The sequence below is a fragment of the Muricoccus radiodurans genome (assembly GCF_050154705.1).
Lineage (GTDB): Bacteria > Pseudomonadota > Alphaproteobacteria > Acetobacterales > Acetobacteraceae > Roseomonas > Roseomonas radiodurans.
In genome coordinates this window covers 5,221,874-5,243,373 of record NZ_CP189561.1, presented here as the reverse complement: position 1 = coordinate 5,243,373, position 21,500 = coordinate 5,221,874, and the positions used below count along the sequence as shown (strand labels likewise).

The following is a 21,500-nucleotide window of genomic DNA, read 5'->3' as shown; positions in this document are numbered from 1 at the left end:
CATCCTGATCCCGCTACGCCATCCCGCCGTTGATTGAGATCACCTGCCCCGAGATGTAGGCCGCGCGGTCGGAGGCGAGGAAGGCGACGAGTTCCGCCACCTCCTCCGGCCTGCCGGCGCGGCGCGCGGGGACGAGCTTCTGGATCGCCTCCCGCGTCATCACGGCGTCAACCGCCGGGCTCTCGATGACGCCGGGGGCGACGGCGTTCACCGTCACGCCGCGCGGCGCGCATTCGAGGGACAGCGCGCGCACCGCGCCGATCAGCCCCGCCTTCGCCGCCGCGTAGTTCGCCTGTCCCCGGTTGCCCATGATCGCGGAGACGGAGGACAGCGCGACGACGCGCCCGCGCCGCGTCGCCATCATCGGCAGCAGCAAGGGCTGCACGAGGTGGAAGAAGCCGTTCAGAGAGACGTCCACCACCGCGTGCCACTGCCGCGCGGACATGCCGGCCATCGGCGCGTCCTCGTGCAGGCCGGCATTGTGCACCACGGTCTGGATCGGGCCGGATTCGAGCAGCGTGGCCAGCGTCGCGCCCGTCGCATCGGGATCGGTCAGGTCGAAGCACGCTGCCTCGGCCTGCCCGCCGGACGCCGCGATCTCCGCCGCGACGGCGCGTGCGCGGTCGGGGTTCGCGCTGCCATGGACGATGACGTGGTGGCCGTCCCGCGCCAGGGCGCGGGAGATGGCCGCGCCGATCGGGCTCGCGCCGCCGCTGACGAGCGCCCGGATCACGCGGCCTCCGGGATGATGATCGCGGCCTGGCCGGAGAGGAGCACAGCGTCGCCCGCGGAGACGGCGAAGTCATAGACGAAGCCCCGCGCGCCGCGGGACAGGGCGTGCGCCTCCACCAGCAGGTCCGTTTCCACGTCGTCGAGCCGCTCCACGCGCAGCGCGACCCGGCGCAGGCTGGCGAGGTAGCCCGGCGGCTGCGACGCGCCATCCGCCGTCAGCGCGCCGTGCGCCGCCATCGCCTGCAGTGCGTACTCCACGCCGCAGACGGCCGGCAGCATCCCGCCCCGCCGCAGCGGATTGCCGGGGCTGCGATGGGAGGTCGCGGCGCAGCGGATCGCGTCCGCGTCGTGCGAGAGCACGCGGTCCAGCAGGCACATGGCGCCCGCATGCGGCACGAGCCCCGTCAGCACGGCGTCACCTCGACGACGAGCGCGCCGCCATCGACCAGCGGCATGGGGATGCGCGCGGCACGCCCTTCGGCCAGGGCGCAGAGGATCGGCAGGGCGCGGGCGGCGGGATTGCGATCCATCAACACCGCGAGCGGTCCGGCCGGCCGGGGATCGCCGGCCTCCGCCCGCATCTCCAGCGAGATCGCGGCCATCGCCCCGTCCGGCCGCGGCGTGAGCACGAGGGCGGCGGCGAACAGCCCCTCGGTCGGGCGCTTGGCGTCCAGCGGCGCGATCAGCGGCGCGTCATAGGCGCAGAACAGGATCGGCGCCCCGCGCGCCGCGACGCCCGCCGCGGCCTGCAGCAGCCCCGTCGCCACCGTGTCGTCATGCCCGCCGAGGGAGATGGATGGCCGCGACGACCCCACCGCGATCCCCCAGTACCCGGCGGCCGCGTTGTGCACGGAGTTGTGGAACTGCGTCGGCGAGATGACGCCATCCGGCGTCGCCAGCGCGTCGAGGATCGCGCCCACCACCGCCCCGTCCCCGTTGGAGGAGGCGAAGACCGTCTCCAGCCCGGCGGGATCGAGCCCGGACCGCGCGGCCGCCTCCCCGGCCGCGGCGATCGCCAGGCGCACGGCCTGGCTCGTCCGCCGGCGCTCGGTCGGCGGCAGGTTGGCGGGGGGAGGCAGGGTGAGCGGCGCGTCTTGCCAGGGCGCCTCGCCCGCCAGGACGGGTCGGCTGGCCTCCCAGCCCGGCAATCCCGGACCGAGCACGGCGGCGCCCGCGATCCAGCACTTCAAGCGGCGTTGTCCTCCCGGACTGCCGAACGCCGCCGACGCCTCATCCGTTGGGGCGGCCGATCAGGAGGGCGCAGTTGCTGCCGCCAAAGCCGAAGGAGTTGCTCAGCACCCGCCGCACCGGCGCCGCACGGTTCGCCGTCGCGACGTCGATGCCGAAGGACGGGTCCGGCGCCTCGACGCCGAGGCAGCCCGGCACCAGGCCGTCCTCCACGCAGATGGCAGCGATCACCGCCTCCAGCGCGCCGGAGGCGCCGAGCGTGTGCCCGGTCCAGCCCTTGGTGGAGGAGACGGGCACGCGGTCCCCGAAGATGGCGCCGACCGCGCGGTCCTCCATCGCGTCGTTCGCGCGGGTGCCGGTGCCGTGCAGGTTCACGTAGTTCACCGCCTCGGGCGCCAGCCCGGCGGAAGCCAGCGCGGCGCGCATCGCCGCGACCGCGCCTTGCCCCTCCGGATGCGGGGAGGACATGTGGTGCCCGTCCGACGAGGCCCCGGCGCCGAGCAGCGCGACCGTTCCCGGCGGCGCGTCCTCCGCCCGCATGAGCAGGGCGAGGCCCGCCGCCTCCCCGATCGAGATGCCGTCCCGGTCGGCGGCGCAGGGCCGCGTCGGGCCCTTCGCCAGCAGCTCCAGCGACCCGAAGCCCTGCAGCGTCATGCGGCAGAGCGTGTCCACGCCCCCCACCACCGCCGCGTCGCAGACCCCGGCCGCGATCAGCGCCCCGGCTTCCAGGAAGGTGCGCGCGCCCGAGGTGCAGGCGGTGGACACCGCCAGCGCCGGCCCGCGCAGCCCTAGCCGCGCCCGGACGTAGCGCGGCAGGGCGTAGAGGTCGTGGGTGTGGGTGAAGTCGAAGGCGTCGGGCAGCGCGCCCCCGGCGTCCCGTTGCCGGTAGGCCTCCTCGGTCTCCGCGATGCCGGCGGTGGAGGTGCCGAGGATCACCGCGATCCGGTGCGCGCCGTAGCGCGCGGCGGCCTCCGCCACCGCCTCCGCGAAGCCGTCCTGGCGCAGCGCCAGCTCTGCCAGCCGGTGGTTGCGGCAGTCGTAGCGCGCGAGTTCGGGGGGCGGCGCCGCCTCCTCCAACCCCGCCACGCGGCCGATCCAGATGCCCTCCGGCATGCCCGGCAGGTCGCAGGGAACCAGCCCGCCGGTCCGGCCGTGCAGCGCCGCGCGCGTCGCCGCGACGCCCGCCCCCATGGCGGAGACGGCGGTGCGGGCAGGCATGGCAAGCGGCGGCAGCATGAAGGGCATGTGGGAGCCCTTAGAACATCGGCCAGGGGTGCGGGCAACGGGCGCTGCGTGGGCGGACACGGCCGGGAGGCGCCGCCTCCCGGACCCTGCGGCCGGATGGTCGCCAGCCGCCTACGTCGCCCTGGACCGGGAGGAGAGGGCGAGGGCCAGGCCGAAGGCCGCCGCCACGCCGAGCGAGACCGTCAGGCCGATGCCGCGCAGGACCGGCGTCTCGCAGAGGGCGAGGAGGCCGAAGGTGAGCAGCGTCGCGACCGCGCAGGTCAGCACGGCGGCACGGGTCCGGTCCGCCTCCTCCCCCTGCTCCGGCCGGCCGAGGAAGAGGGCGTAATCCATCCCCACCCCCGCCATCAGCAGCAGCGCCGCGAGGTGGAAGGGCGTCAGCCGCTCCCCCAGCGCCGAGAGCGCGGCCAGCGTCACCAGCACCGCACCGGCGATCGGCGCGATGGCCCAGAGCCCTGCCCCGAGCCCACCGCGCCCAAGGCCCAGCGTGAGCAGGACCACCACCCCCAGCGCACCGACGCCGCACCACAGCAGGGCGCCGCGGGTGGTGGCGGCGATCATGCCCTCCGTCTCGCCCTTCACGTCCACGAAGAGGATCCCCGGGTCGCGCAGGCCCGCCACCGCGTCGCGCACCGCCTGGAGGTCCCCCACGCCCGAGAGCACACCGAGGCCGCTCCACGCCTCGCCGCGCCGCGACAGCAGGGGCGAGAGCCGCGCGGCCAGCAGCGGCGCCTCCCCCAGCCCGGCGGCGGTGAGCGGCGGCAGGGTCCGGCTCTCCTCGACGGCTGTCAGGAAGGGGTCGAACGCCGTCGGCCGGAAGGGCAGCCCGGCCGCCGCCTCGGACAGGCGGGCGCGCAGGGTGTCCGCAGGAGGCAGGGCGGCCGCCCGGGCGGCCTGGGTCGCGGCGCTCGGCAGGTAGCGGGACGGAAGATCCAGCCCCGTCAGTCGGCCATCCGACAGCAACGGCCCCAGGGATCCCGCGACGCGCTCGGCGGCGCGCAGGACCTCGTCCTCCGTCGCGCCCCGCAGCGCGATCAGGTGGCGCGTGTCGGGGGCGCCGAGCTGCGCGCGCAGTTCCGCGTCCAGGCGGCGCGGCGCCTCGGGCACGGGGGACAGGCGCGCCACGTCGTCCTCCCAGGCGGGCGGGCCGGCGAAGGCCAACCAGCCGGCCGCCGCTGCCACGATCAGACCCGCGGCCAGCCGCCGCCCCGCGATCCAGGCCAGCGCGGCGGACAGGCCGTGCGGCAGGCGTCGCGCGGGCGCGGCAGCCCGCGGCACCAGGGACGGCAGGACCCAGCGCGTGACCGCCCCCCCCACGAGCAGGCCGGCCGCCCCGAAGAGCCCGAGCTGCGCGAGGCCGGGAAAGCCCGAGGCCACCATCGCCGTCAGTCCCAGCGCCGCGGCGCCGGCGGCCAGACGCAGGGTCGGCCAGATCCGCCGGGCGGCTTCACCGGGCGTCTCATCCGGGCGGCGCGCGGTCAGCAGCAGGATCGGATAATCCACCACCACGCCGAGCATCGTCGCCCCGAAGCCGAGCGCCGCCCCCTGCACCCGCCCGAAGGCGAGCCACACCGCCACTGCCCCGGCCAACGTCGCGGCCAGCAGCGGCACCGCGGCCAGCAGCAGCATCGCCGGCGACCGGTAGCGCCAGAGCAGGAAGCCGATCAGCAGCACGCCCGAGAGGATCGAGACCCGCTCCACGTCGGCGCGCACCGAGGCGGCCGCCTCCGCCGCGAAGACGCCGGGGCCGGACAGCAGCAGGCGCGCCGGTCCCGGATTCGCGGCGGCGAAGGCGTCGCGCAGCGTCTCCGCCGCGACCCGCTGCGCCTCCACGTCGGTGGCGGCCGCGCGGGACCGGGCGATCAGCAGGGCACGCGGCGGCCCCTCCCCGCCCGCGAACCAGGCGCCGGAGCGCAGTTCCACCCGGCTCGATCCCAGCCAGCCCTGCAGCAGGGAGATGAAGGCACCGACGGGGTCCGCGAAGCCGAGCCGCGCCAGCACCGGGGAGGCGGCCGAGCGCAGCCCGTCCAGCAGCGCCTCCAGCTTCGCCCGCAGGGCGGGCGTCTCGAAGAGACCCGGCGCGACGGCGGGAGACAGGAGGTAGCGGTAGCGGAAGAGGAAGGCCTGCTCCTCCTCGGACAGGCTCTCCGCCCCGTTGCCGACGAAGGCGAAGCGGCCGGAGGCGCGCAGCGCCTCTCCCACCGCGCGGGAGAGGCGGGCGAGATCCTCCTCCGGTGCGCCCTCCATCCCCGCGAGGAGAAGAGTGGAGGCGGCCCCCTCCCGCAACTCGCTGAGGAGGAAGGCGGCCTCCGTCGTGCGGGCAGGCGGCAGGAAATCCGCCATGTCCGTGCGGATCTCGACCACGCGCAGCAGCCCGGCACCGATCGCTGCCAGCAGCAGCAGGACCAGCAGCGGTCGCGCGAGGTCGCGCAGCGTCACGCGAGGCGCCTCAAGGCCCCGGCGTGACCTGCATGACGGAGGATTCGTTCCCGACCGTCTCGACGCGCCGGACCGCGCCGCCGCTTCCCGAGAGCGTCACGCGCTGCACGGCGGCACGCACGCGGGCAAGGCGCGGCGTCAGGCGCAGCGTCCAGGCCTCCGGCGTCCCCTCGAAGGCGACCTCGTAATGCCGCTGCAGCGTCGCGAGATCGCCGGCGAGCGTCGCGCGGATGCTCTCCACCAGCGGCCGCAGCTCCGGCGACTGGTCGAGGCTCAGCTCCCGCCGGATGGTGCCGCGCTGATAGGTCAGGCGGTCACCCTCCACCACCAGGCGCTCCTCGTTCGGCGCGGTGGTGTGCTTCTCGAAGCGGTCGGGCGCGGTCCAGCGCAGCGTGCCGCTGCTCGGCAGGCTGGTGGTGAGGCCCGCGATCTCCTTCACCTCCTCGAACCGCGCCTCGCGCGTGCGGATGGCGGCGAAGGCGCGCATCACCTGCTGCAGCGCATCCTGGGCCCGGGCGGGAAAGGCGGGCAGGACGAGGAGCGCCAGGACAGCCCGGCGGGCGGTCACGCCGCGGGTTCCTCCGCGGCCACGCCGCGGCGCGCGGCCGGCACGACGGCCTCCCGCGTCACGGCCTGCTGTTCCGGTTCGGGGCTGCGCGGCGCATCGTCCCAGAACTCGTAGAAGTTGAACCAGTTGCCCGGATGGGCCCGGGCCAGCTCGCCGAGGCGCGTGGCGTAGCGGGCGGCATAGGCGGTGAGCGCGCCCTGCCGGTTCCGGCGGTCCAGCACGATGCGGTCGGCGAAGGGCTCGAACCGGACCTCGTAGCGGCGCGGCCCCCGCCAGATCCCGAAGGCGAGCATGACCGGCGCGTCCAGCACGCCGGCGAGGATGAAGGGGCCGACCGGCAGCGGCGCCGGCGCGCCGAGGAAGTCGACGCGCGCCACCTTGCACCCCTCCGGATCGCGGTCCGCGAGGATGCCGACCAGCCCGCCCCGCTCGAGGCACTCTTTCGCCCGCAGCATCGCGTCGGGCCGTCCGAGCGACACGACCGCGGCCGCCTGGCGCGGGCCGAGATCGGCGAAGAGGGCGTTCGCGTTCGCCGCGTGCTGCCCGTGCATCAGGGCCATCACCTCGACCGGGCAGCCGGAATCGGCGAGGGCTCGCATCGCCTCGAAGGAGCCGAGATGGGCGCCGAGGAGGATGCACCCCTCCCCCGCGGAGACGCGCGCCTGGATGGCGTCCAGGCCGGTGACGCGGATGTCGAAGCCCCGCGTGCGGCCGGACAGCAGAAAGACCCGGTCCAGCAGCGTGGCGGCGAAGGTGAAGTACTGGCGCCACAGGTCGCGCCAGCCGGGCTCCCGCCCCAGCGCCCGCCGGTGGAAGCGCAGGGCCGCCGCCCGCTGCGCCCGCGGCGCGGTGGCCAGGAAGACGGCAGTGATCGGGTAGAGAAGCGCGTAGGACAGGTGCCAGCCCGCGGTGCGCGCGATCCAGGCCATGAGCCGCAGCGCCGCCCCGCCGCGCTCCCGCTCCCGCGTCCAGTTCATCGGGCCGTCTCGACCTCGCCCGAGAAGGCGAGTGACCCGTCCGGCCGGTGCGCGGCGAAGGCGATCCGGCCGCCGGGGGTGGGGCGGAGGGCGATGTCCACCACCTCCTCCGGCCCGACGGGGCGGAGGAACTTCGCGCTGGCGAGGCCGACCGGCTCACCGAACCCGGCGCCGCGCGCGGCCTCCAGCACGGCGTCCAGCAGCACCACGCCGGGCACCACCGGGCGGCCCGGGAAATGGCCGGGCAAGCAGGGATGGTCGGCCGGAAGGGAGAAGCGCGCGCTGTGCATCATGCCGCGCCGTCCGGCTCCTCCTCGGGCGCGGGCAGGCCGGCGCGGAGGGCATCCAGGCGGCGACGGGAGAGCTTGCCGACGGCGTCCCGCGGCAGAGAGTCGAGCAGCACCACCGGGCGGGGCAGGAACACCGCCTCCATCCGGTCCCGCAGCGCGGAGACGATCTCGGCGCGGGTGCGGCCGGGCGCGACGACATAGGCCGCGAGCCGCGCCGCCGGATTGCGGTCCAGGTCGTCGGGAGCGACGAAGACGCCGTCCTGCACGCCCTCGATCTGCGAGAGAAGGCGGTTCAGCCCGGCGAGGGAGGCGCGCTTGCCGCCGCGCTTCACCATGTCCCCGCGCCGGCCGATCAGCCGGAAGCGGCCGTCGGGCATCGTCTCCACCACGTCGGCCAGGGGGACGGGGGCGGGCAGGCCCGGCACGGCCACCAGCGTGCCGCCCGCATCCTCCAGCAGCGCGATGCCGTCGTAGAGGCGCCAGCACCCGTCCCCGGTGGTCCGGCGGGAGGCGATCGAGCCGACCTCCGTCGCGCCGTAGATCTCCAGCACGGGGCAGTCCCAGGACGCCTCGGCCTCCGCCGCCAGCTCGGGCGCGAGGGGCGCCGTGGCGGAGATCACCGCCTCGGGCGCCGGCAGCCGGCCGGAGGCGACGAGGGCGCGGAGCTGCAGCGGCGTGGTCACGAGCACCCGCCGGCCGGGGATGGCGGCCAGGGCCTCCGCCACCTCCACGGGGTAGAAATGCGGCCCGGAATGGATGGCCGCCGGCGCGTGCAGCGGCAGCGTCATCGTCGTCTCGAATCCGTACATGTGCTGCGGCGGGACGGTGGCGACGACGGTGGCGGGGTGCGCGGAATCGGCCAGGCCGAAGCGCGCCGCCGCCGCCCGGGCGCCGGCGACCAGGGCCCGCCACGGCTTCTCATGCGCCGCCGGCTCCCCCGTGCTGCCGGAGGTGAAGCCGATGGCGGCGACCGCGTCCGCGGGGATCAGGGGATTTGGCCCCTCCTCCGCCTCGCCGAAGGCGCCGGCGGGGATGGTCGGCAGCACGCCCTCCGTCACCCCGTCCACCAGCGCGTAGAGAGCGGGGAAGCACGCCTCCAGCTCCCGTTGCCGGTGGGCGGAGCGGTCCGCGGAGAGCAGCGTGACCTGCCCGCGCGACAGGGCGGCGCAGAAGCCGACGAGGGCGTGGTAGCGGTCGGCGCAGAGGTTTAGCGCGTGGGTGCGGTCCGGCAGCCGGACGGCCAGCGCCGCCACATCGGCCAGGAACCGCCCCACCGTCACCGGCCGGGCGCCGCGCCAGGCGATCACCCCGTCCGGGGCGCGGGTGACGAGCGGGATCGCTTCAGCCGGCATGGCGCGCGCGCTCCGCGAGTTCGGCGCGCAGCATGGCGCGGAGGGTCTGGGTGGGCCAGGCGATTCCGCTGCCGCGGAAGCGGAGGCTGCGCACCGCGTGCTCGGCCAGGAAGATCACGACGAGCACGCCGAGGCTCCCGAACACCATCACGCCGTCGTCCGGTGCCCAGGGCAGCAGCTGCAGGAGGTGGACCACCGCCGAGGCCGCGAGCAACCCCGCCCAGAACCCGGTCAGCCCGCGCGCGTAGGAGGCGACCTCGGCCGGGTCGCGCGTCTCATCGAAGCGGGTGTAGCGGACGATCAGCGGCTCCCGCCCCGGCCGCAGCGTGCTGCCGAAATGCCAGGCGGCGAGGGCGCAGGCGGCCGCCGGCACGATCGCGAAGAGCGCGTCCGCCGCGTCGTCGGCCACGTCGGGCCATCCCCACTCGATCAGCAGGAAGCATCCGAGGCCGGCACCGAGCGCGATCCGCCCGCGCGCCGCGAGCACCGGCGCCAGGGCGAGGGCCACCATGGCCGCGGCCAGCACGCCGGCGAGGGCGAGCGCGCCGTTCAGCCGCGCCGCCACCACGCCGACCGCGAGCAGCAGCCCCGCGGCGAAGCGCAGGACCACGCGCCGCAGGCTGGAACGCCCCGCCTCCATCAGCGCCACAGGGCTGGGACGGCGAGCATGTCAGTTCGCCCGGTTCTTCTCGATATGCGCGGAGAGCGAGCGGAGGGAGGCGAAGATCCGCCCGTTCCGCTCGTCGTCGGAGCGAAGCTGGAACCCGTAGCGGCGGGAGATGGCGAGAGCGATCTCGAGCGCATCGATGCTGTCCAGCCCCAGCCCTTCATTGAACAGGGGCGCCTCGGGGTCGATCTCCTCCGGCGCCACCTCGAGCTGAAGGGCGCTGACGATCAGTTGCGCGACCTCAGCCTCCAGCCCGGCAGCAGAACCCTCAACGGCTGAACTCACAGCGTCCGTCTCCACCCAGAAAAATTCCGCTTTGGCCCTAGCGGAAGCGGCCCGATAAAGCACCTGTGATCTGACCGTGCGTTAAAAAGAGTCAATGAAGCCAAGTCCCTGTGCCGTTGCGGCACGCACCGTGAACGTAGCGGAGCCCCCCCCGGCCAGCAAGCGCGGCGGGGGTCGTGTCTGTGTCTTCGCGGACCTGCCGGAACTGGTCACCTTCACGGCCGACGTGGAGCGCAGCCCGACCGATCCGACCGGCCGGCGGCACGGGCCCGCCACCCGCCGCATGCTCGACCTGCTGGACGAGACGGGCGCCCGGGGCACCTTCTTCGTGCTCGGGGAGGTTGCCGATTCGATGCCGGGCCTCGTGCGGGAGATCGCGGCCCGGGGGCACGAGGTCGCCTCCCACGGGCAACGCCACCTACCGCTGGAGGCCCTCTCCCCCGCGCTGCTGCGGGAGGAGGCGTCGCGGGCCCGGCGGGTGCTGGAGGATCTGACGGGCGCGGCGGTCACCGGCTTCCGCGCGCCCTACTTCTCCCTGACGGCGGAGACGGAGTGGGCGCCCGACGCGCTGGCGGAAGCCGGCTATGCTTATTCCTCCTCGGTCCTGCCGGCCCAGTGCTTCCTGCACGGGCACGCCGGGGTCCCGGCCCGGCCCTTCGCCTGGCCCTGCGGCCTGCTGGAGCTGCCGGTGCCGGTGGCGCGGATCTGGGGGCACCGGGTGCCGATGCTCGGCGGGATGTACCTGCGCTATCTCCCGCCCTTCGACGTCCCCATCATGATCCGGCGGCTGGAAGGTCCCCTCGTCTGGACCTACTGCCACCCCTACGACCTCGACACCGAGGAACCCTTCACCTGGGACCGGGAGATCGGGCTGACCCGCAGCCTCTTCCTCCGCATGAACCGGCGGATCACCCTGCGGCGGCTGCGCGCCCTGCATGCCGGGCGCCTCTCCATCCCCCTGGCGGAGCGGCTGGCCGAGGCGCGCGCCCATGCCGGCGGGGGCGCTCCGGCGCCTCAGTCGAACGGGTCGGCCGAGGAGGCGACCGTCGTCTCCGAGCTGTAGAAGGACCAGGCGAAGCCCGCCGCGACCGAATAGTTCCAGTCCCGCCGGTGCAGCGGGCTGTCCGCGTTCGCGGCCCCGGAGAAGTTCTCCACCCGCCCGCCGCCGACGAAGGAGAGGCTGCGGTTGATCGGCACGCGGTAGGAGAACTGCATCCGCGTCCCGAGATAGCCGCCGCTGGCGCGGTAGGCCGGGCGATCCGGCCGCGCGAAGCCCGGCTCCACCTCATAGAAGTAGCGGTGCAGGCGGGTGGTCGCGAAGACCGGGCCGAGGCCGATCCGGAACCGGCCGCCGGGAAAGCCGACATTCCGGTCCTCGAAGGCCAGCTCGGGCGAGAAGACGATCCCGCGGTAGTGGACCGAGGTGAGGTCGCTGGAGAAGACGGCCCGCACCGGCAGCTCGATGTTGACGCGCCGGGGGTGGTTCGGGTCGCGCCAGGGCGTGATTCGCAGCGCCGGCCCGACCTCTCCCTGGTAATCGAGATCCGGCATCCCGCGCCGGGCGCGGTTGTCGTCCGAGGAGGAGGGGAAGGCGCCGGAGAAGGACACGTCCAGCCCGAAGACCGGCCCGCGCAGCACCCGGCCCCGTAGGCCCTGGTCGTCGGCCCGGATCACCTCCCCCCGGTAGATGACGTAGGGGACGGCGAGGCCCCGGAGATGATTCTGGTCGCTGGCCGGGTAGTCCGGCAGCCAGCCGCCGCCGCCGGCCACGCCCAGCTCGAACTGAGGGAGGCGGACCTCCTGCGCCTGGGCAGGGGCGGCGAGGAGGGCGAGGGTGGCGGCGGCGACCCTGGGGAAGGCTCTGCCTTCCCCAGACCCCATCCGCCAAGGGACCAGTCCCTTGGAACCCATTTCGTGGCCTCTGCCGAAGGCACGGATCGCGAGGTCCGGGGGGCTCGCCAGCCCCCCGGCGGAGGGGTTCGGGGAGGCAGCGCCTCCCCGGGCCGCCTGCGCCACGCTCACGTCCCTCTCTCCGCGACCAGCAGCACGTTCGGCAGGGGGGTGCCTTTCCAGCAGGGGGTGACGGTGGTGCGAAAGCCGGCAGCCTCCAGTGGGGCGGCGAGGTCGCGCAACGGCAGGGGGCGGATGGCGGCGACGTCGCCGCGCAGCGCCCGTCCCGCGCGCTCCATCGCGAAGGCCAGGCGGCTGCGCCAGCCGCGGTCCGGGTCGAAGGCGCGGATGAGGACGCGGCGGCGCGCGGCCCCCGCGACGGCGGCGAGGAGGCGGCGCTGGGCCGCTTCCGGCAGCTGGTAGAGCACGTCCACGATCAGGATCGTGTCGCCCTCGGGCACCTCCGCCTCGGTCAGATCGGCGGCGGCGAAGAGGGCAGGCAGGCCGGTGGCGGCGGCCTCGGCCTCCGCGACCTTGGCAGCGTCATAGTCGAGGCCGGTAACGCGGGTCGCGAGCGCCCCGAGAAGCAGGGCCAGGGCGAGCTGCCCCCGCCCGCAGCCGAGATCCACGACCGTGCCGAACCCGCCCGCCGCCCGCGCGAGGTCCAGGATCGCGGCGGTAGAGGGGTCGCGCCGCAGCTTCGAGCCGACATAGCCCCGCGTGAAGCGGGACGCCCCGGCATAGCGGGCGGCGACACTCTGGATAAGGGAGGGGAGATGGGGCGGCGCGAGGGCCGCCGAGGGAGCGGTCAAGGGCGTCGTTCCGGAACGGTCGCCCGATTATGGAGGCGTGATGCCGGGGCGTCCACGCGGCCGCCCCGCCTTTGTCAGACCGGCTCCAGCCCGTGCCGCGCGAGGGCCTCCGGTGTCGCGGCCGCGGCGAGGCGGTCGAGGAAGGCCGTGCCCTCCCCCACGCGCGAGGAGCCGGCGAAGAGGAGGGCGGAGAAGGCCAGGGGCGTCTGGAGGGTCGCCGGCAGGGGACCGACGATGTCGAGGCCCGGCACCACCATGAGCTCGCTCACCTGCTGGATCGCCAGCTCGGCGTCGCCGCGCGCGACCACCTCTCCGGTGAAGCCGGCGGGAATGACGATCGCCTTTGGCGCGAGCGCGTCGGTGAGGCCCAGGCGCTCCATGAGGCCCACAAAGTAGAGGCCGCTGGCACCGGCGCGGGAATAGACGAGGGACTTCGCGTCCAGCAGGGTCTGCCGCAGGGCCTCGGCCGTCGCGATGTCGGGCCGCGGCGCGCCGGCCCGGACGGCGAGCCCGACCCAGGACACCGCCACCTCCCGCCGCGTATCGGCCCGCAGGATGCCGGAGGCGACCAGCGAATCCGCGGCCTCCACGGTCAGGATCGCGGCATCGGCGCGCTCGCCGGCGGCGATGCGGTCCAGCAGGCTCTTCGTCGGCTCGAAGATCAGCTCCGGCGGGGCGTCGAGCGCGGGCAGCATCTCCCGCAGCAGCCCCGCCACGGCGAGGGTGGACATGACCCGGAGCGGAGGGGCGGAGGACGGCATGGCACCTTTGTGCGGTGGCGGCCGGGCCGCGTCCAGCCGGGCGAGGCCCGCTGCCGGGGTCAGCCGTAAGCGGCCAGCCCCTCCGCGAAGGCGGCCGCGGCCAAGTTCTTGTCCTTTGCCTCCACCTCGATGTCGCCCCAGGCAAGGTGTTGCCCGGCCCAGGCGGCGTGGGCGCGGTTCCACAGGCGGGTGGAGTGCGCGCGCAGGTCCCGCGCGGTCACGCCGGCGGCGAGGAGGGCAGCGCGGTCCGGCAGGCGGTCCGGGTCCTGGCCGGGGACAAGCTCCTCCCGCGGGGCGCTGATGTGGATCACCGGGCGGACCCCGCGCCATGACTCGATGATCCGCGGGATGCGCGGATCGTCCGGCAGGATGTAGTCGCCGGTGACGACCCAGTGGTGATGCAGGTCCAGCACGATCGGGAGCGCGTCCGCGATGGGCAGGAGATCGTCCAGGCCGTAGGCCGTCTCCTCGTTCTCCACGGTCAGCAGGCCGCGCGCGGCCTCGGAGAGAAGGGTGAGGCCGTGGCGGAAGGCGTCCAGCCCCGCGGCGCGGCCGCCGGCATGGACGTTGATATGGGCGCCGTGCGGGTGCCACCCGCCCGCGTGGCCGAGCAGGCGCATCACCTCGGTATGGTACTCGATGTCGGCGACGGCGGCGGCGCGCGTCTCGTCCCGCACGGTGGCCAGGACGCAGTACTGGCCGGGATGCATGGACAGCCGCACGCCGCCCTTCCGGGCCACCTTGCCGGCGGGGTCGAGCCCCTCCTCCGCGGCCTGCCGCAGGACCGGCTCGTCATAGAGGGGCCGGATGGCCGGGTGGCTGTAGGCGGGCAGCACGTTGCTCGCGATCCGCATCGCCCGGAGGTGCGGCGGCATGGCGGCGGTGCGCAGGATCTGCCCGGTCAGGATCTTCCCGTTCTGCTGCACGAGGCCGAGCAGCTTCTCCACCGCGGCGGACCGGCTGAGCCGTTGCAGCGCGGTGACCGTGGTATCCCGCAGGTTGAGCGCGGACTGCTCCTTCGCGGACAGGGTCGGGTCGAGCCAGTTGCAGACCCAGGCGATACGTCGATCCATATCGAGGGAACGGGCGAGGCCCCCTGCGGTTCAGGCGGGACGGTTCAGCGCGGCGCGATGCGCCGCTGCCACCACCCCATCAGGGCACCGAGACCGCACCCGACGAGGACGATCAGGAGGGTGGTCCCCAGGTCCTGGTCCGCCGCCCATGGCCCGACAAGGAGGATGAGAACGGCCGGGACCCAGAGGACCAGGGCGATGCGACGGGGACGCGGGCCATCACGGACCACCCAGTACCAGGCGAGGAAGCTCGGCAGCCACAGGGGCGCGTTGAGCAGCAGGACGTAGAGGGCGGGCCCCAAGGCGCTCAGCTTCCCTCGGCCGGAACCGGGCGGGGGCGGCCGGCCTCGTCCAGCGCGACGAAGGTGAAGGCGGCCTCGGTCACGCGCTCCCGCGCGTCGGAATGGCGCTCCCGCCGCCAGGCCTCGACCTGGACCCGGAGCGAGGTGCGGCCGACCTTCGTGATCCGGGCGTAGAGCGAGACCTCGTCCCCGACATGGACGGGGGAGTGGAAGGTGATCGCCTCCACCGCGACGGTGGCGCAGCGGCCGCGGGCACGGCGGGCGGCGGCGTTGCCGGCGGCGAGGTCCATCTGCGCCATCAGCCAGCCGCCGAAGATGTCGCCGGCCGGGTTGGTGTCGGCCGGCATGGCGATGGTGCGGATCATCGGCGCCCCTTCGGGCGGGTGGACGGGGCTGGGCGGCCGCGTGGTCACGGCGCCTCGCCCTCCTCGTCCTCCTCCGCGCGCGCTGCGAGGTCGCGCGCGACCTCGGGACGGCGCATCAGCGCGTCGATGTGCATGGCATGGTCCAGGGCGGTGTCGGCCTGGAAGTGCAGCTCGGGCGCGAATTTCAGCCGCACGGCGCCGGCCACGGCGCGGCGCAGCTCCGGCTGGTTCCGCCGCAGCAGGTCCAGCAGCGGCTTGTCCGCCGTGGCGCCGAGACGCGAGACGAAGACGGTCATGTGCTTCAGGTCGGGGGAGGCGCGGACCTCCGTCACCGTGATGCGCGCATCCGCCAGCTCCGGATCGTGCACGTCGCCGCGGGTGAGCACGGCGGAGAGGGCGTGGCGGATCTCCTCCCCCACGCGCAGCATGCGCTGGGACGGCGCCGTGTTGGCGGCCGAGGGCCGGGCGGCGCGCTTCGGCGCCTCGCGCTTCTCGCCACCCTCCCGGCCGGTCTTGCGAAGAACTTTCTTGCTCATTCTGGATACCCCGGAAAAGGCGCCGCCGCGCCCGGCATCGGCCGGGCGCGGCGGGCTGTCAGGCCGGAAGGGGTCGCCGATCAGTCGGCGGCGACCGTCTCCGTCTCGTAGCACTCGATCTGGTCGTCCACGCGGATGTCGTTGTAGTTCGCGAAGGACATGCCGCACTCGTAGCCATTGGCGACCTCGCGCACGTCGTCCTTGAAGCGGCGCAGCGTGGAGAGGGTGCCCTGGTGGATCACCACGCCGTCCCGCAGCAGGCGGACGCCCGCGCCGCGCTTCACCACGCCCTCGGTCACGCGGCAGCCCGCGATGTTGCCGAGGCGCTTGACCTCGAAGACCTGCAGGATCTGCGCGTAGCCGAGGAACTTCTCGCGCTGGATCGGGGCGAGCTTGCCCTTGACCAGCTTCTCGATGTCGTCCGCGACCTCGTAGATGATCGAGTAGTAGCGGATCTCGACGCCGTCGCGCTGCGCCATCTCCCGCGCCTGCGCCGTGGCGCGGACGTTGAAGGCGACCACGACAGCATCCGACGCCTTGGCGAGCTGGATGTCGCTCTCGGTGATCTGGCCGACCGCCGAGTGCAGGATACGAACCCGCACCTCGTCGCGCGAGAGCTTGCCGAGGGTGACGCCGAGCGCCTCGGACGATCCCTGCACATCCGCCTTGATGACGACCGCGACCTCCTTCTGCTCGCCCGCCTGGATGCGGGCCAGCATGTCGTTCAGCGTGCCGCGGGCGGCGCCGGCGGCGGCCGTCACCCTCTCGCGGGCCTTGCGCTGGCGGAACTCGGTGATCTCGCGGGCGCGCGTCTCGTCCTCGACCGCGACGAAGGTCTCGCCCGCGCCCGGCACGCCGGACAGGCCGAGGATCTCCACCGGCTCGGACGGTTCGGCGCCCGTGACGTTGGTGCCCATGTCGTCCACCAGGGCGCGGACACGGCCCCACTCGCTGCCGGCGACGACGATGTCGCCGACGTTGAGCGTGCCCTTCTGCACGAGCACGGTCGCCACGGGGCCGCGACCCTTGTCCAGCTTGCTCTCGATCACCGTGCCCTCGGCGTCCCGGTTCGGGTTCGCCTTCAGGTCGAGGATCTCGGCCTGGAGGATGATCGCCTCCAGCAGCTTGTCGAGGTTCGTGCCCTGCTTGGCGGAGACCTGGATCTCCTGGACCTCGCCGCCCAGGGATTCCACCACCACCTCGTGCTGCAGCAGCTCCTGCCGCACGCGGTCGAGGTTGACCCCCGGCTTGTCGATCTTGTTGACGGCCACGATCATCGGGACGCCGGCGGCCTGGGTGTGCTTGATGGCCTCGATCGTCTGCGGCATCACGCCGTCATCCGCCGCGACCACCAGCACGACCATGTCCGTCACCTGCGCGCCGCGGGCGCGCATGGCGGTGAAGGCCTCGTGGCCCGGCGTGTCGATGAAGGTCACCCGCTCCCCGTCGGGGATCTGGATCATGTAGGCGCCGATGTGCTGGGTGATGCCACCCGCTTCCCGGCCCGCCACGTCCGTCTTGCGGATCGCGTCCAGCAGGCTCGTCTTGCCGTGGTCGACGTGGCCCATGATCGTGACGACCGGCGGGCGCGGCTCCAGCGCCTCCTCGGTGTCCTCCTCGCCCTCCAGCCCCTGCTCCACGTCGCTCTCGGAGACCCGGCGGACGCGGTGGCCGAACTCGGTCGCCACCAGCTCCGCCGTGTCGGCGTCGATGGACTGGGTGATGGTGGCCATCGTCCCCATGCGGAACAGGGCCTTCACCACCTCGCCGGCGCGGGCGGCCATGCGGTTCGCCAGCTCCTGCACGGTGATGACCTCGGGGATCACCACGTCGCGCACCACCCGCTCCTGGCCGGAGCGGAGGCGAGCGAGCTCGGCCTGGCGCCGCTCGCGCTCGCGGGCGCGGCGGACGGAGGCCATGGAGCGGCCGCGATCGTCGTCGCCCTCCATCGCCGCCTGCACGTCGATCCGGCCCTCGCGACGGCGGTCGGAGGGGGTGAGGGTCTTCTTCGGCGCGGGCAGGGGCGGCTTGCGCGCCGCGGCCGGCGTCGGGCCGCCGAGGCGCCGCGGCGGGAGCCGGCTGCGGCCCTCCTCCTCGATGCCCGGAGGGCCCTCGCCCGGCGCGCGGGGGCGCAGGCTCAGCTTGGGGCCGCCGGCCGGCAGCCCACTGGGCACGGGGCCGGGACGCCGGGCCGCGAGCGGACCGCCCGCACCGGCGCCGTAGCCGCCAGGACCACCGGCGCGGGGCGCGTAGCCGCCGCGATCGCCGCCCGGACCGCCGGGGCCGCGCGGGGCGTAGCCGCCGCGGTCGCCGCCCGGACCACCCGGGCCGCGGGCCGCGTAGCCACCGCGGTCACCGCCGGGGCCGGCGGGACGCGGGGCGTAGCCGCCGCGATCGCCACCCGGACCGCCGGGGCCGCGCGGGGCGTAGCCGCCGCGGTCGCCGCCCGGACCACCCGGGCCGCGGGCCGCGTAACCACCGCGGTCACCGCCGGGGCCGGCGGGACGCGGAGCGTAGCCGCGGTCGTTGTCCCGGGACGGGTAGCCTTGATCGCGGGGGGCGTAACCCGGACGGTCGTCGCGGGACGGGTAGGGCCGCGCCGGCGCGCGGTCCTGCATCGGACGGTCCGTGCCTGGGCGGTCCTGCCCAGGACGGTCCTGCCCAGAACGCTCCTGCATGGGGCGGGCGACCGGGGCTGGGCGCGGGGCCGGCTCGGGCACGCGGGCCGCCGGGGCGACGGGCGCGGGGCGCTCCGGGGCCGGCGCCGCGGGCTCGCGCGTCTCGCGCGCGGCCGGCGCCTGCTCGACGACGGTCGGCGGCGGGGGCGGAGGGGCCTCGGCGGCCCGCCGGGCGGCCTCGGCGGCCACCGCGGCGGCGGCCTCACGACGCGCGCGCTCGGCCCGCTCCGCGGCCTCCTCGGCCTCACGGCGCTCATCCTCGGCGCGGCGCGCGGCCTCCTCGGCGGCGGAGCGGACCATCAGGGCCTGCTGCTCGCGCTCCTGCCGCTGGCGCTCGGCCTCGGCGCGCCGCATCTCCTCCAGCACGCGCTGGCGGTTGGCCTGCTCGCCCTGGGTCAGGGGGCGGCCCGGGGCCGGGGCCGAGCCCCGCCCCGAGGGGCCGCCCGCGCGGGCCTGGCCGGGCCCGGAGGCCGTCGGGCCGGCCGGGCGCGCCGGAGCGGCCGCGCCGGTGGGACCGGCGGCCCGCTTCTTCACCACCTCGACCTGCACGGTCTTGCTGCGGCCGTGGCTGAAGGACTGGCGCACGCTGCCCGCCTGCTCGGTCTTGCCGAGTTCCAGCCGGCCGCCCGGCCGCAGGGAGAGCCTGCCCTTCCCGCCGTCCTGTCCGTTCTCGTCGCTCATCCGTCCGCCTGAACCCGTCTCACCCAGAGTCTTGTCGCCGTCCGCCAACCTACGTCTCCGTCACGCCATCGAGCGTGCTCATCTCTCTCGCGCCGCCGGGGTGCCCCGCCGCGCCTTGGGGCGCGAGTTGCGGGGCGCCCCGGGGGCGCGCGTTCTGTCGGACCCGCCCTCGGCGCGTCCGCTTGGCCCGGGTGGGCCCTTTCGCTCCGTCGCGTCGTCGTGGGGTGCGGGGGCCGCGCCTTGGGGGCGCCGGGTCCTCCGCGTGCCCTCGGGGCGCGCCGCCTTGTCGCCGGGCGTCACACCGGCTGCCGCGCCGAGCGGGGCCACCAGGCCCGAGAGCCGGGCGGCCTCCTGCGCGATCCCCTCGGCCAGCCGCCCCGACGCCACCGCCACGTGCACCGCGTGGTCGCGCCCGAACAGGCCGCCCAGTTCCGCCGCCGTCAGCGCGGAGACCACCGGAACGCCGTACGCCCCGACAAGTCTCGCGCGTTCCGCCGCGCTTCCGTCCGTCGCCTCCACCAGCAGGGCGGCGCGGCCGGCCTGGAGCCATTCGCGCGCCTGCTGGAAGCCCACCACGGCCTGCCCCGCGCGCCGCGCGAAGCCGACCAGGTCCCGGATGCGTCGCCGCAGGCCATCCTCGATCGTCGCGCGAAGGTCGTGGGGCGGATGCACCGGTCCGCGGGCGGCCTTCATGAAGGCCCCGCGGGTGAGGGCGCGTTCTAGCACATCGCCGCGCGCGCTCAACCACATTCCCCGGCCGGGCAGCTTCCCTGCCAGATCGGGCACCAGTTCCCGCCCGGGACCGAGCACGAAGCGGATCATGGCCTCCTTCGGCAGGCTCTCCCGCGTCGCCACGCAGCGGCGCAGGGGACCTTTCGGCTCCGGGTCGGGCTGCCCATCCTCCGGAGTCGTGGCGGAGGGGACCTCCGCCGGGCCGGTCGGGCCGGGGTCAGGCTCGGGCGTCGCCGTCGCCTCCCCCGTTCTCCACCACGCCGTCGGCGGTGGTGTCGCCGTTCAGTTCGTCGGCCGTCGCGTCCGGATCGGCCTCCTCGTCGCCGAACCAGCCGGCGCGCTGCCGGGCGGCCATGATGATGGCGTTCGCCGTCTCCTCGTCCACGCTGTCCGTGCCGAGCATCTCGATCAGCTCGTCCGAGGCGAGGTCGGCCAGATCGTCGAGCGACTTGATGCCCTTCTCGCCGAGGGCGACCATCATGGCGGGGGTGAAGCCGCCGGCCTCGCCGACCGCGTCCTCCACGCCCATCTCGCGGCGCTTCTCGTCCAGCTCGGCGTCGCGGCGCTCGATCGAGGCCATGGCGCGGCGCTTCAGCTCGGCGGCCACGGTCTCGTCGAAGCCCTCGATCTCGGCCAGCTCCTCGTCGGCCACCTCGACGATCTCCTCCAGCGAGGAGAAGCCCTCGGTCACCAGCAGGCCGGCGATCACGTCATCCACGTCCAGCCCCTCGACGAAGAGGCCGGAGCGCTTGCGGAAGTCCTCCTGGCGACGCTCGGATTCCTCGGCCTCGGTCAGGATGTCGACGTCGTAGCGGGTCAGCTGGGAGGCGAGGCGGACGTTCTGGCCGCGGCGGCCGATGGCGAGCGAGAGCTGGTCGTCCGGCACCACGACTTCAACCCGACGCCCCTCGTCGTCCAGCACGACCTTCGTCACCTCGGCGGGGGCGAGGGCGTTCACGATGAAGGTCGCCTGGTCGCCGGACCAGGGGATGATGTCGATCTTCTCCCCCTGCAGCTCCGCCACCACCGCCTGCACGCGCGAGCCGCGCATGCCGACGCAGGCGCCGACCGGGTCGATGGAGGAATCGCGGGAGATCACGGCCATCTTCGCGCGGCTGCCGGGGTCGCGGGCCACCGCCTTGATCTCGATGATGCCGTCATAGATCTCCGGCACCTCCTGGGCGAAGAGCTTCGCGAGGAAGCCGGGATGGGTGCGGGAGAGGAAGATCTGCGGCCCGCGCTGCTCCTCCCGCACGTCGTAGATGTAGGCGCGCACGCGGTCGCCGTTGCGGAAGGCCTCGCGCGGGATCGTCTCGTCGCGGCGCAGAAGGGCCTCGGCCTTGCCGAGCTCCACCATCAGGTTGCCGTACTCGGTGCGCTTGACCACGCCGTTGATGATCTCGCCCACGCGGTCCTTGTACTCGTCGAACTGCTTCTTGCGCTCGACCTCGCGGACCCGTTGCACGATCACCTGCTTCGCGGTCTGGGCGGCGATGCGGCCGAAGTCGATCGGCGGCAGCGGGTCCACGATGAACTCGCCGACCTGGATGCCCGGCTTGAACTTCACCGCGATGCGGTGGGGGATCTGGGTCGCCTCGTTCTCGGGCGGCTCGGCCTCCACCACCTCGGTCCAGCGGGACAGGCGCACCTCGCCGTTGCGGCGGTCGATGGTGGCGCGGATGTCCTTCTCCTGCCCGTACTTCGCGCGGCCGGCCTTCTGGATGGCCTGCTCCATGGCCTCCAGCACCTCCTCGCGCTCGATCATCTTCTCCCGGGCCACGGCATCCGCGACCTGGAGAAGCTCGGGGCGAGCGATGGCGACGTCGACGGCCATGGTCTCAGTTCCTTTCGGAGGTCGGTCGTTCGGAGGCGGGCGCGGTGCCCTCCCCCGTGCTGTCGTCGGGGGAAGCGGCCTTGCCGGAGAAGC

General features: G+C 74.7%; 21 protein-coding genes and 1 pseudogene. 1 reads left to right on the top strand and 21 read right to left on the bottom strand.

Annotated elements, in window-relative coordinates:
• Positions 1-13: 13 nt before the first annotated feature.
• From fabG to ACP6CK_RS24300, 11 genes are all read right to left on the bottom strand, one after another.
• Complete coding sequence (gene fabG / locus ACP6CK_RS24350) at positions 14-733, bottom strand: 3-oxoacyl-ACP reductase FabG (RefSeq protein ID WP_426955915.1); 720 nt, start codon at positions 731-733, stop codon at positions 14-16.
• The gene (locus tag ACP6CK_RS24345; protein WP_426955914.1) at positions 730-1,143 is read right to left on the bottom strand and encodes a phosphotransferase; all 414 of its coding nucleotides are present in this window, start codon (positions 1,141-1,143) and stop codon (positions 730-732) included. The genes fabG and ACP6CK_RS24345 overlap by 4 nt, the downstream gene beginning before the upstream one ends.
• The gene (locus ACP6CK_RS24340) at positions 1,137-1,922 is read right to left on the bottom strand and encodes a beta-ketoacyl synthase chain length factor (protein WP_426955913.1); all 786 of its coding nucleotides are present in this window, start codon (positions 1,920-1,922) and stop codon (positions 1,137-1,139) included. Before ACP6CK_RS24340 ends, ACP6CK_RS24345 begins: the two co-directional genes overlap by 7 nt.
• Positions 1,923-1,962: 40 nt before the next feature.
• Positions 1,963-3,165, bottom strand: coding sequence for a beta-ketoacyl-[acyl-carrier-protein] synthase family protein (locus tag ACP6CK_RS24335; protein ID WP_426955912.1), 1,203 nt, complete (start codon positions 3,163-3,165; stop codon positions 1,963-1,965).
• Positions 3,166-3,276: 111 nt separating this feature from the next.
• A complete protein-coding gene (locus ACP6CK_RS24330) occupies positions 3,277-5,604 on the bottom strand; it encodes an MMPL family transporter (RefSeq protein WP_426955911.1) in 2,328 nt (775 codons plus the stop codon).
• A 10-nt stretch (positions 5,605-5,614) separates the two neighbouring features.
• Positions 5,615-6,172 (bottom strand): LolA family protein, encoded by a 558-nt coding sequence (locus ACP6CK_RS24325; RefSeq protein ID WP_426955910.1) that lies wholly within the window; start codon positions 6,170-6,172, stop codon positions 5,615-5,617.
• The gene (locus tag ACP6CK_RS24320; RefSeq protein ID WP_426955909.1) at positions 6,169-7,149 is read right to left on the bottom strand and encodes a hypothetical protein; all 981 of its coding nucleotides are present in this window, start codon (positions 7,147-7,149) and stop codon (positions 6,169-6,171) included. The genes ACP6CK_RS24325 and ACP6CK_RS24320 overlap by 4 nt, the downstream gene beginning before the upstream one ends.
• Positions 7,146-7,442: a hypothetical protein gene (locus ACP6CK_RS24315; protein ID WP_426955908.1), complete on the bottom strand. Its 297-nt coding sequence runs from the start codon at positions 7,440-7,442 to the stop codon at positions 7,146-7,148. Before ACP6CK_RS24315 ends, ACP6CK_RS24320 begins: the two co-directional genes overlap by 4 nt.
• Positions 7,439-8,791: an AMP-binding protein gene (locus ACP6CK_RS24310; protein ID WP_426955907.1), complete on the bottom strand. Its 1,353-nt coding sequence runs from the start codon at positions 8,789-8,791 to the stop codon at positions 7,439-7,441. Before ACP6CK_RS24310 ends, ACP6CK_RS24315 begins: the two co-directional genes overlap by 4 nt.
• Positions 8,781-9,431, bottom strand: coding sequence for a hypothetical protein (locus ACP6CK_RS24305; protein WP_426955906.1), 651 nt, complete (start codon positions 9,429-9,431; stop codon positions 8,781-8,783). The genes ACP6CK_RS24310 and ACP6CK_RS24305 overlap by 11 nt, the downstream gene beginning before the upstream one ends.
• Positions 9,432-9,461: 30 nt before the next feature.
• A complete protein-coding gene (locus ACP6CK_RS24300) occupies positions 9,462-9,743 on the bottom strand; it encodes a phosphopantetheine-binding protein (RefSeq protein WP_426955905.1) in 282 nt (93 codons plus the stop codon).
• A 130-nt stretch (positions 9,744-9,873) separates the two neighbouring features.
• Between ACP6CK_RS24300 and ACP6CK_RS24295 the strand changes: the two genes are divergently transcribed.
• On the top strand, positions 9,874-10,806 hold the full coding sequence (locus ACP6CK_RS24295) for a polysaccharide deacetylase family protein (RefSeq protein ID WP_426955904.1): 933 nt from the start codon (positions 9,874-9,876) through the stop codon (positions 10,804-10,806).
• Here ACP6CK_RS24295 and ACP6CK_RS24290 read toward each other — a convergent pair.
• From ACP6CK_RS24290 to nusA, 10 genes and pseudogenes are all read right to left on the bottom strand, one after another.
• Entirely contained in the window at positions 10,758-11,624 is an 867-nt protein-coding gene (locus tag ACP6CK_RS24290) for a MipA/OmpV family protein (protein WP_426955903.1), read from the bottom strand. The two genes, ACP6CK_RS24295 and ACP6CK_RS24290, sit on opposite strands and share 49 nt — an antisense overlap.
• A 137-nt stretch (positions 11,625-11,761) precedes the next feature.
• The gene (locus ACP6CK_RS24285) at positions 11,762-12,445 is read right to left on the bottom strand and encodes a methyltransferase domain-containing protein (protein WP_426955902.1); all 684 of its coding nucleotides are present in this window, start codon (positions 12,443-12,445) and stop codon (positions 11,762-11,764) included.
• A gap of 74 nt (positions 12,446-12,519) precedes the next feature.
• Positions 12,520-13,206, bottom strand: coding sequence for a substrate-binding domain-containing protein (locus ACP6CK_RS24280; protein WP_426955901.1), 687 nt, complete (start codon positions 13,204-13,206; stop codon positions 12,520-12,522).
• Between the two features lie 59 nt (positions 13,207-13,265).
• Positions 13,266-14,279 (bottom strand): hypothetical protein, encoded by a 1,014-nt coding sequence (locus ACP6CK_RS24275; protein WP_426955900.1) that lies wholly within the window; start codon positions 14,277-14,279, stop codon positions 13,266-13,268.
• Between the two features lie 44 nt (positions 14,280-14,323).
• On the bottom strand, positions 14,324-14,581 hold the full coding sequence (locus ACP6CK_RS24270) for a hypothetical protein (RefSeq protein WP_426955899.1): 258 nt from the start codon (positions 14,579-14,581) through the stop codon (positions 14,324-14,326).
• 5 nt (positions 14,582-14,586) lie between these two features.
• Positions 14,587-14,946 (bottom strand): acyl-CoA thioesterase, encoded by a 360-nt coding sequence (locus ACP6CK_RS24265; RefSeq protein ID WP_426959971.1) that lies wholly within the window; start codon positions 14,944-14,946, stop codon positions 14,587-14,589.
• Positions 14,947-14,990: 44 nt separating this feature from the next.
• The gene (rbfA, locus tag ACP6CK_RS24260; RefSeq protein ID WP_426955898.1) at positions 14,991-15,482 is read right to left on the bottom strand and encodes a 30S ribosome-binding factor RbfA; all 492 of its coding nucleotides are present in this window, start codon (positions 15,480-15,482) and stop codon (positions 14,991-14,993) included.
• Positions 15,483-15,562: 80 nt separating this feature from the next.
• Positions 15,563-18,841 carry a translation initiation factor IF-2 gene (gene infB / locus ACP6CK_RS24255; RefSeq protein ID WP_426955897.1) on the bottom strand — a complete coding sequence of 1,093 codons (3,279 nt, stop codon included), beginning with the start codon at positions 18,839-18,841 and terminating at the stop codon, positions 15,563-15,565.
• Positions 18,842-18,919: 78 nt separating this feature from the next.
• A pseudogene (locus ACP6CK_RS24250) lies at positions 18,920-19,741 on the bottom strand (RNA-binding protein); the annotation flags it as partial.
• A 49-nt stretch (positions 19,742-19,790) separates the two neighbouring features.
• Positions 19,791-21,407 (bottom strand): transcription termination factor NusA, encoded by a 1,617-nt coding sequence (gene nusA / locus ACP6CK_RS24245; protein WP_426955896.1) that lies wholly within the window; start codon positions 21,405-21,407, stop codon positions 19,791-19,793.
• Between the last annotated feature and the right edge of the window lie 93 nt (positions 21,408-21,500).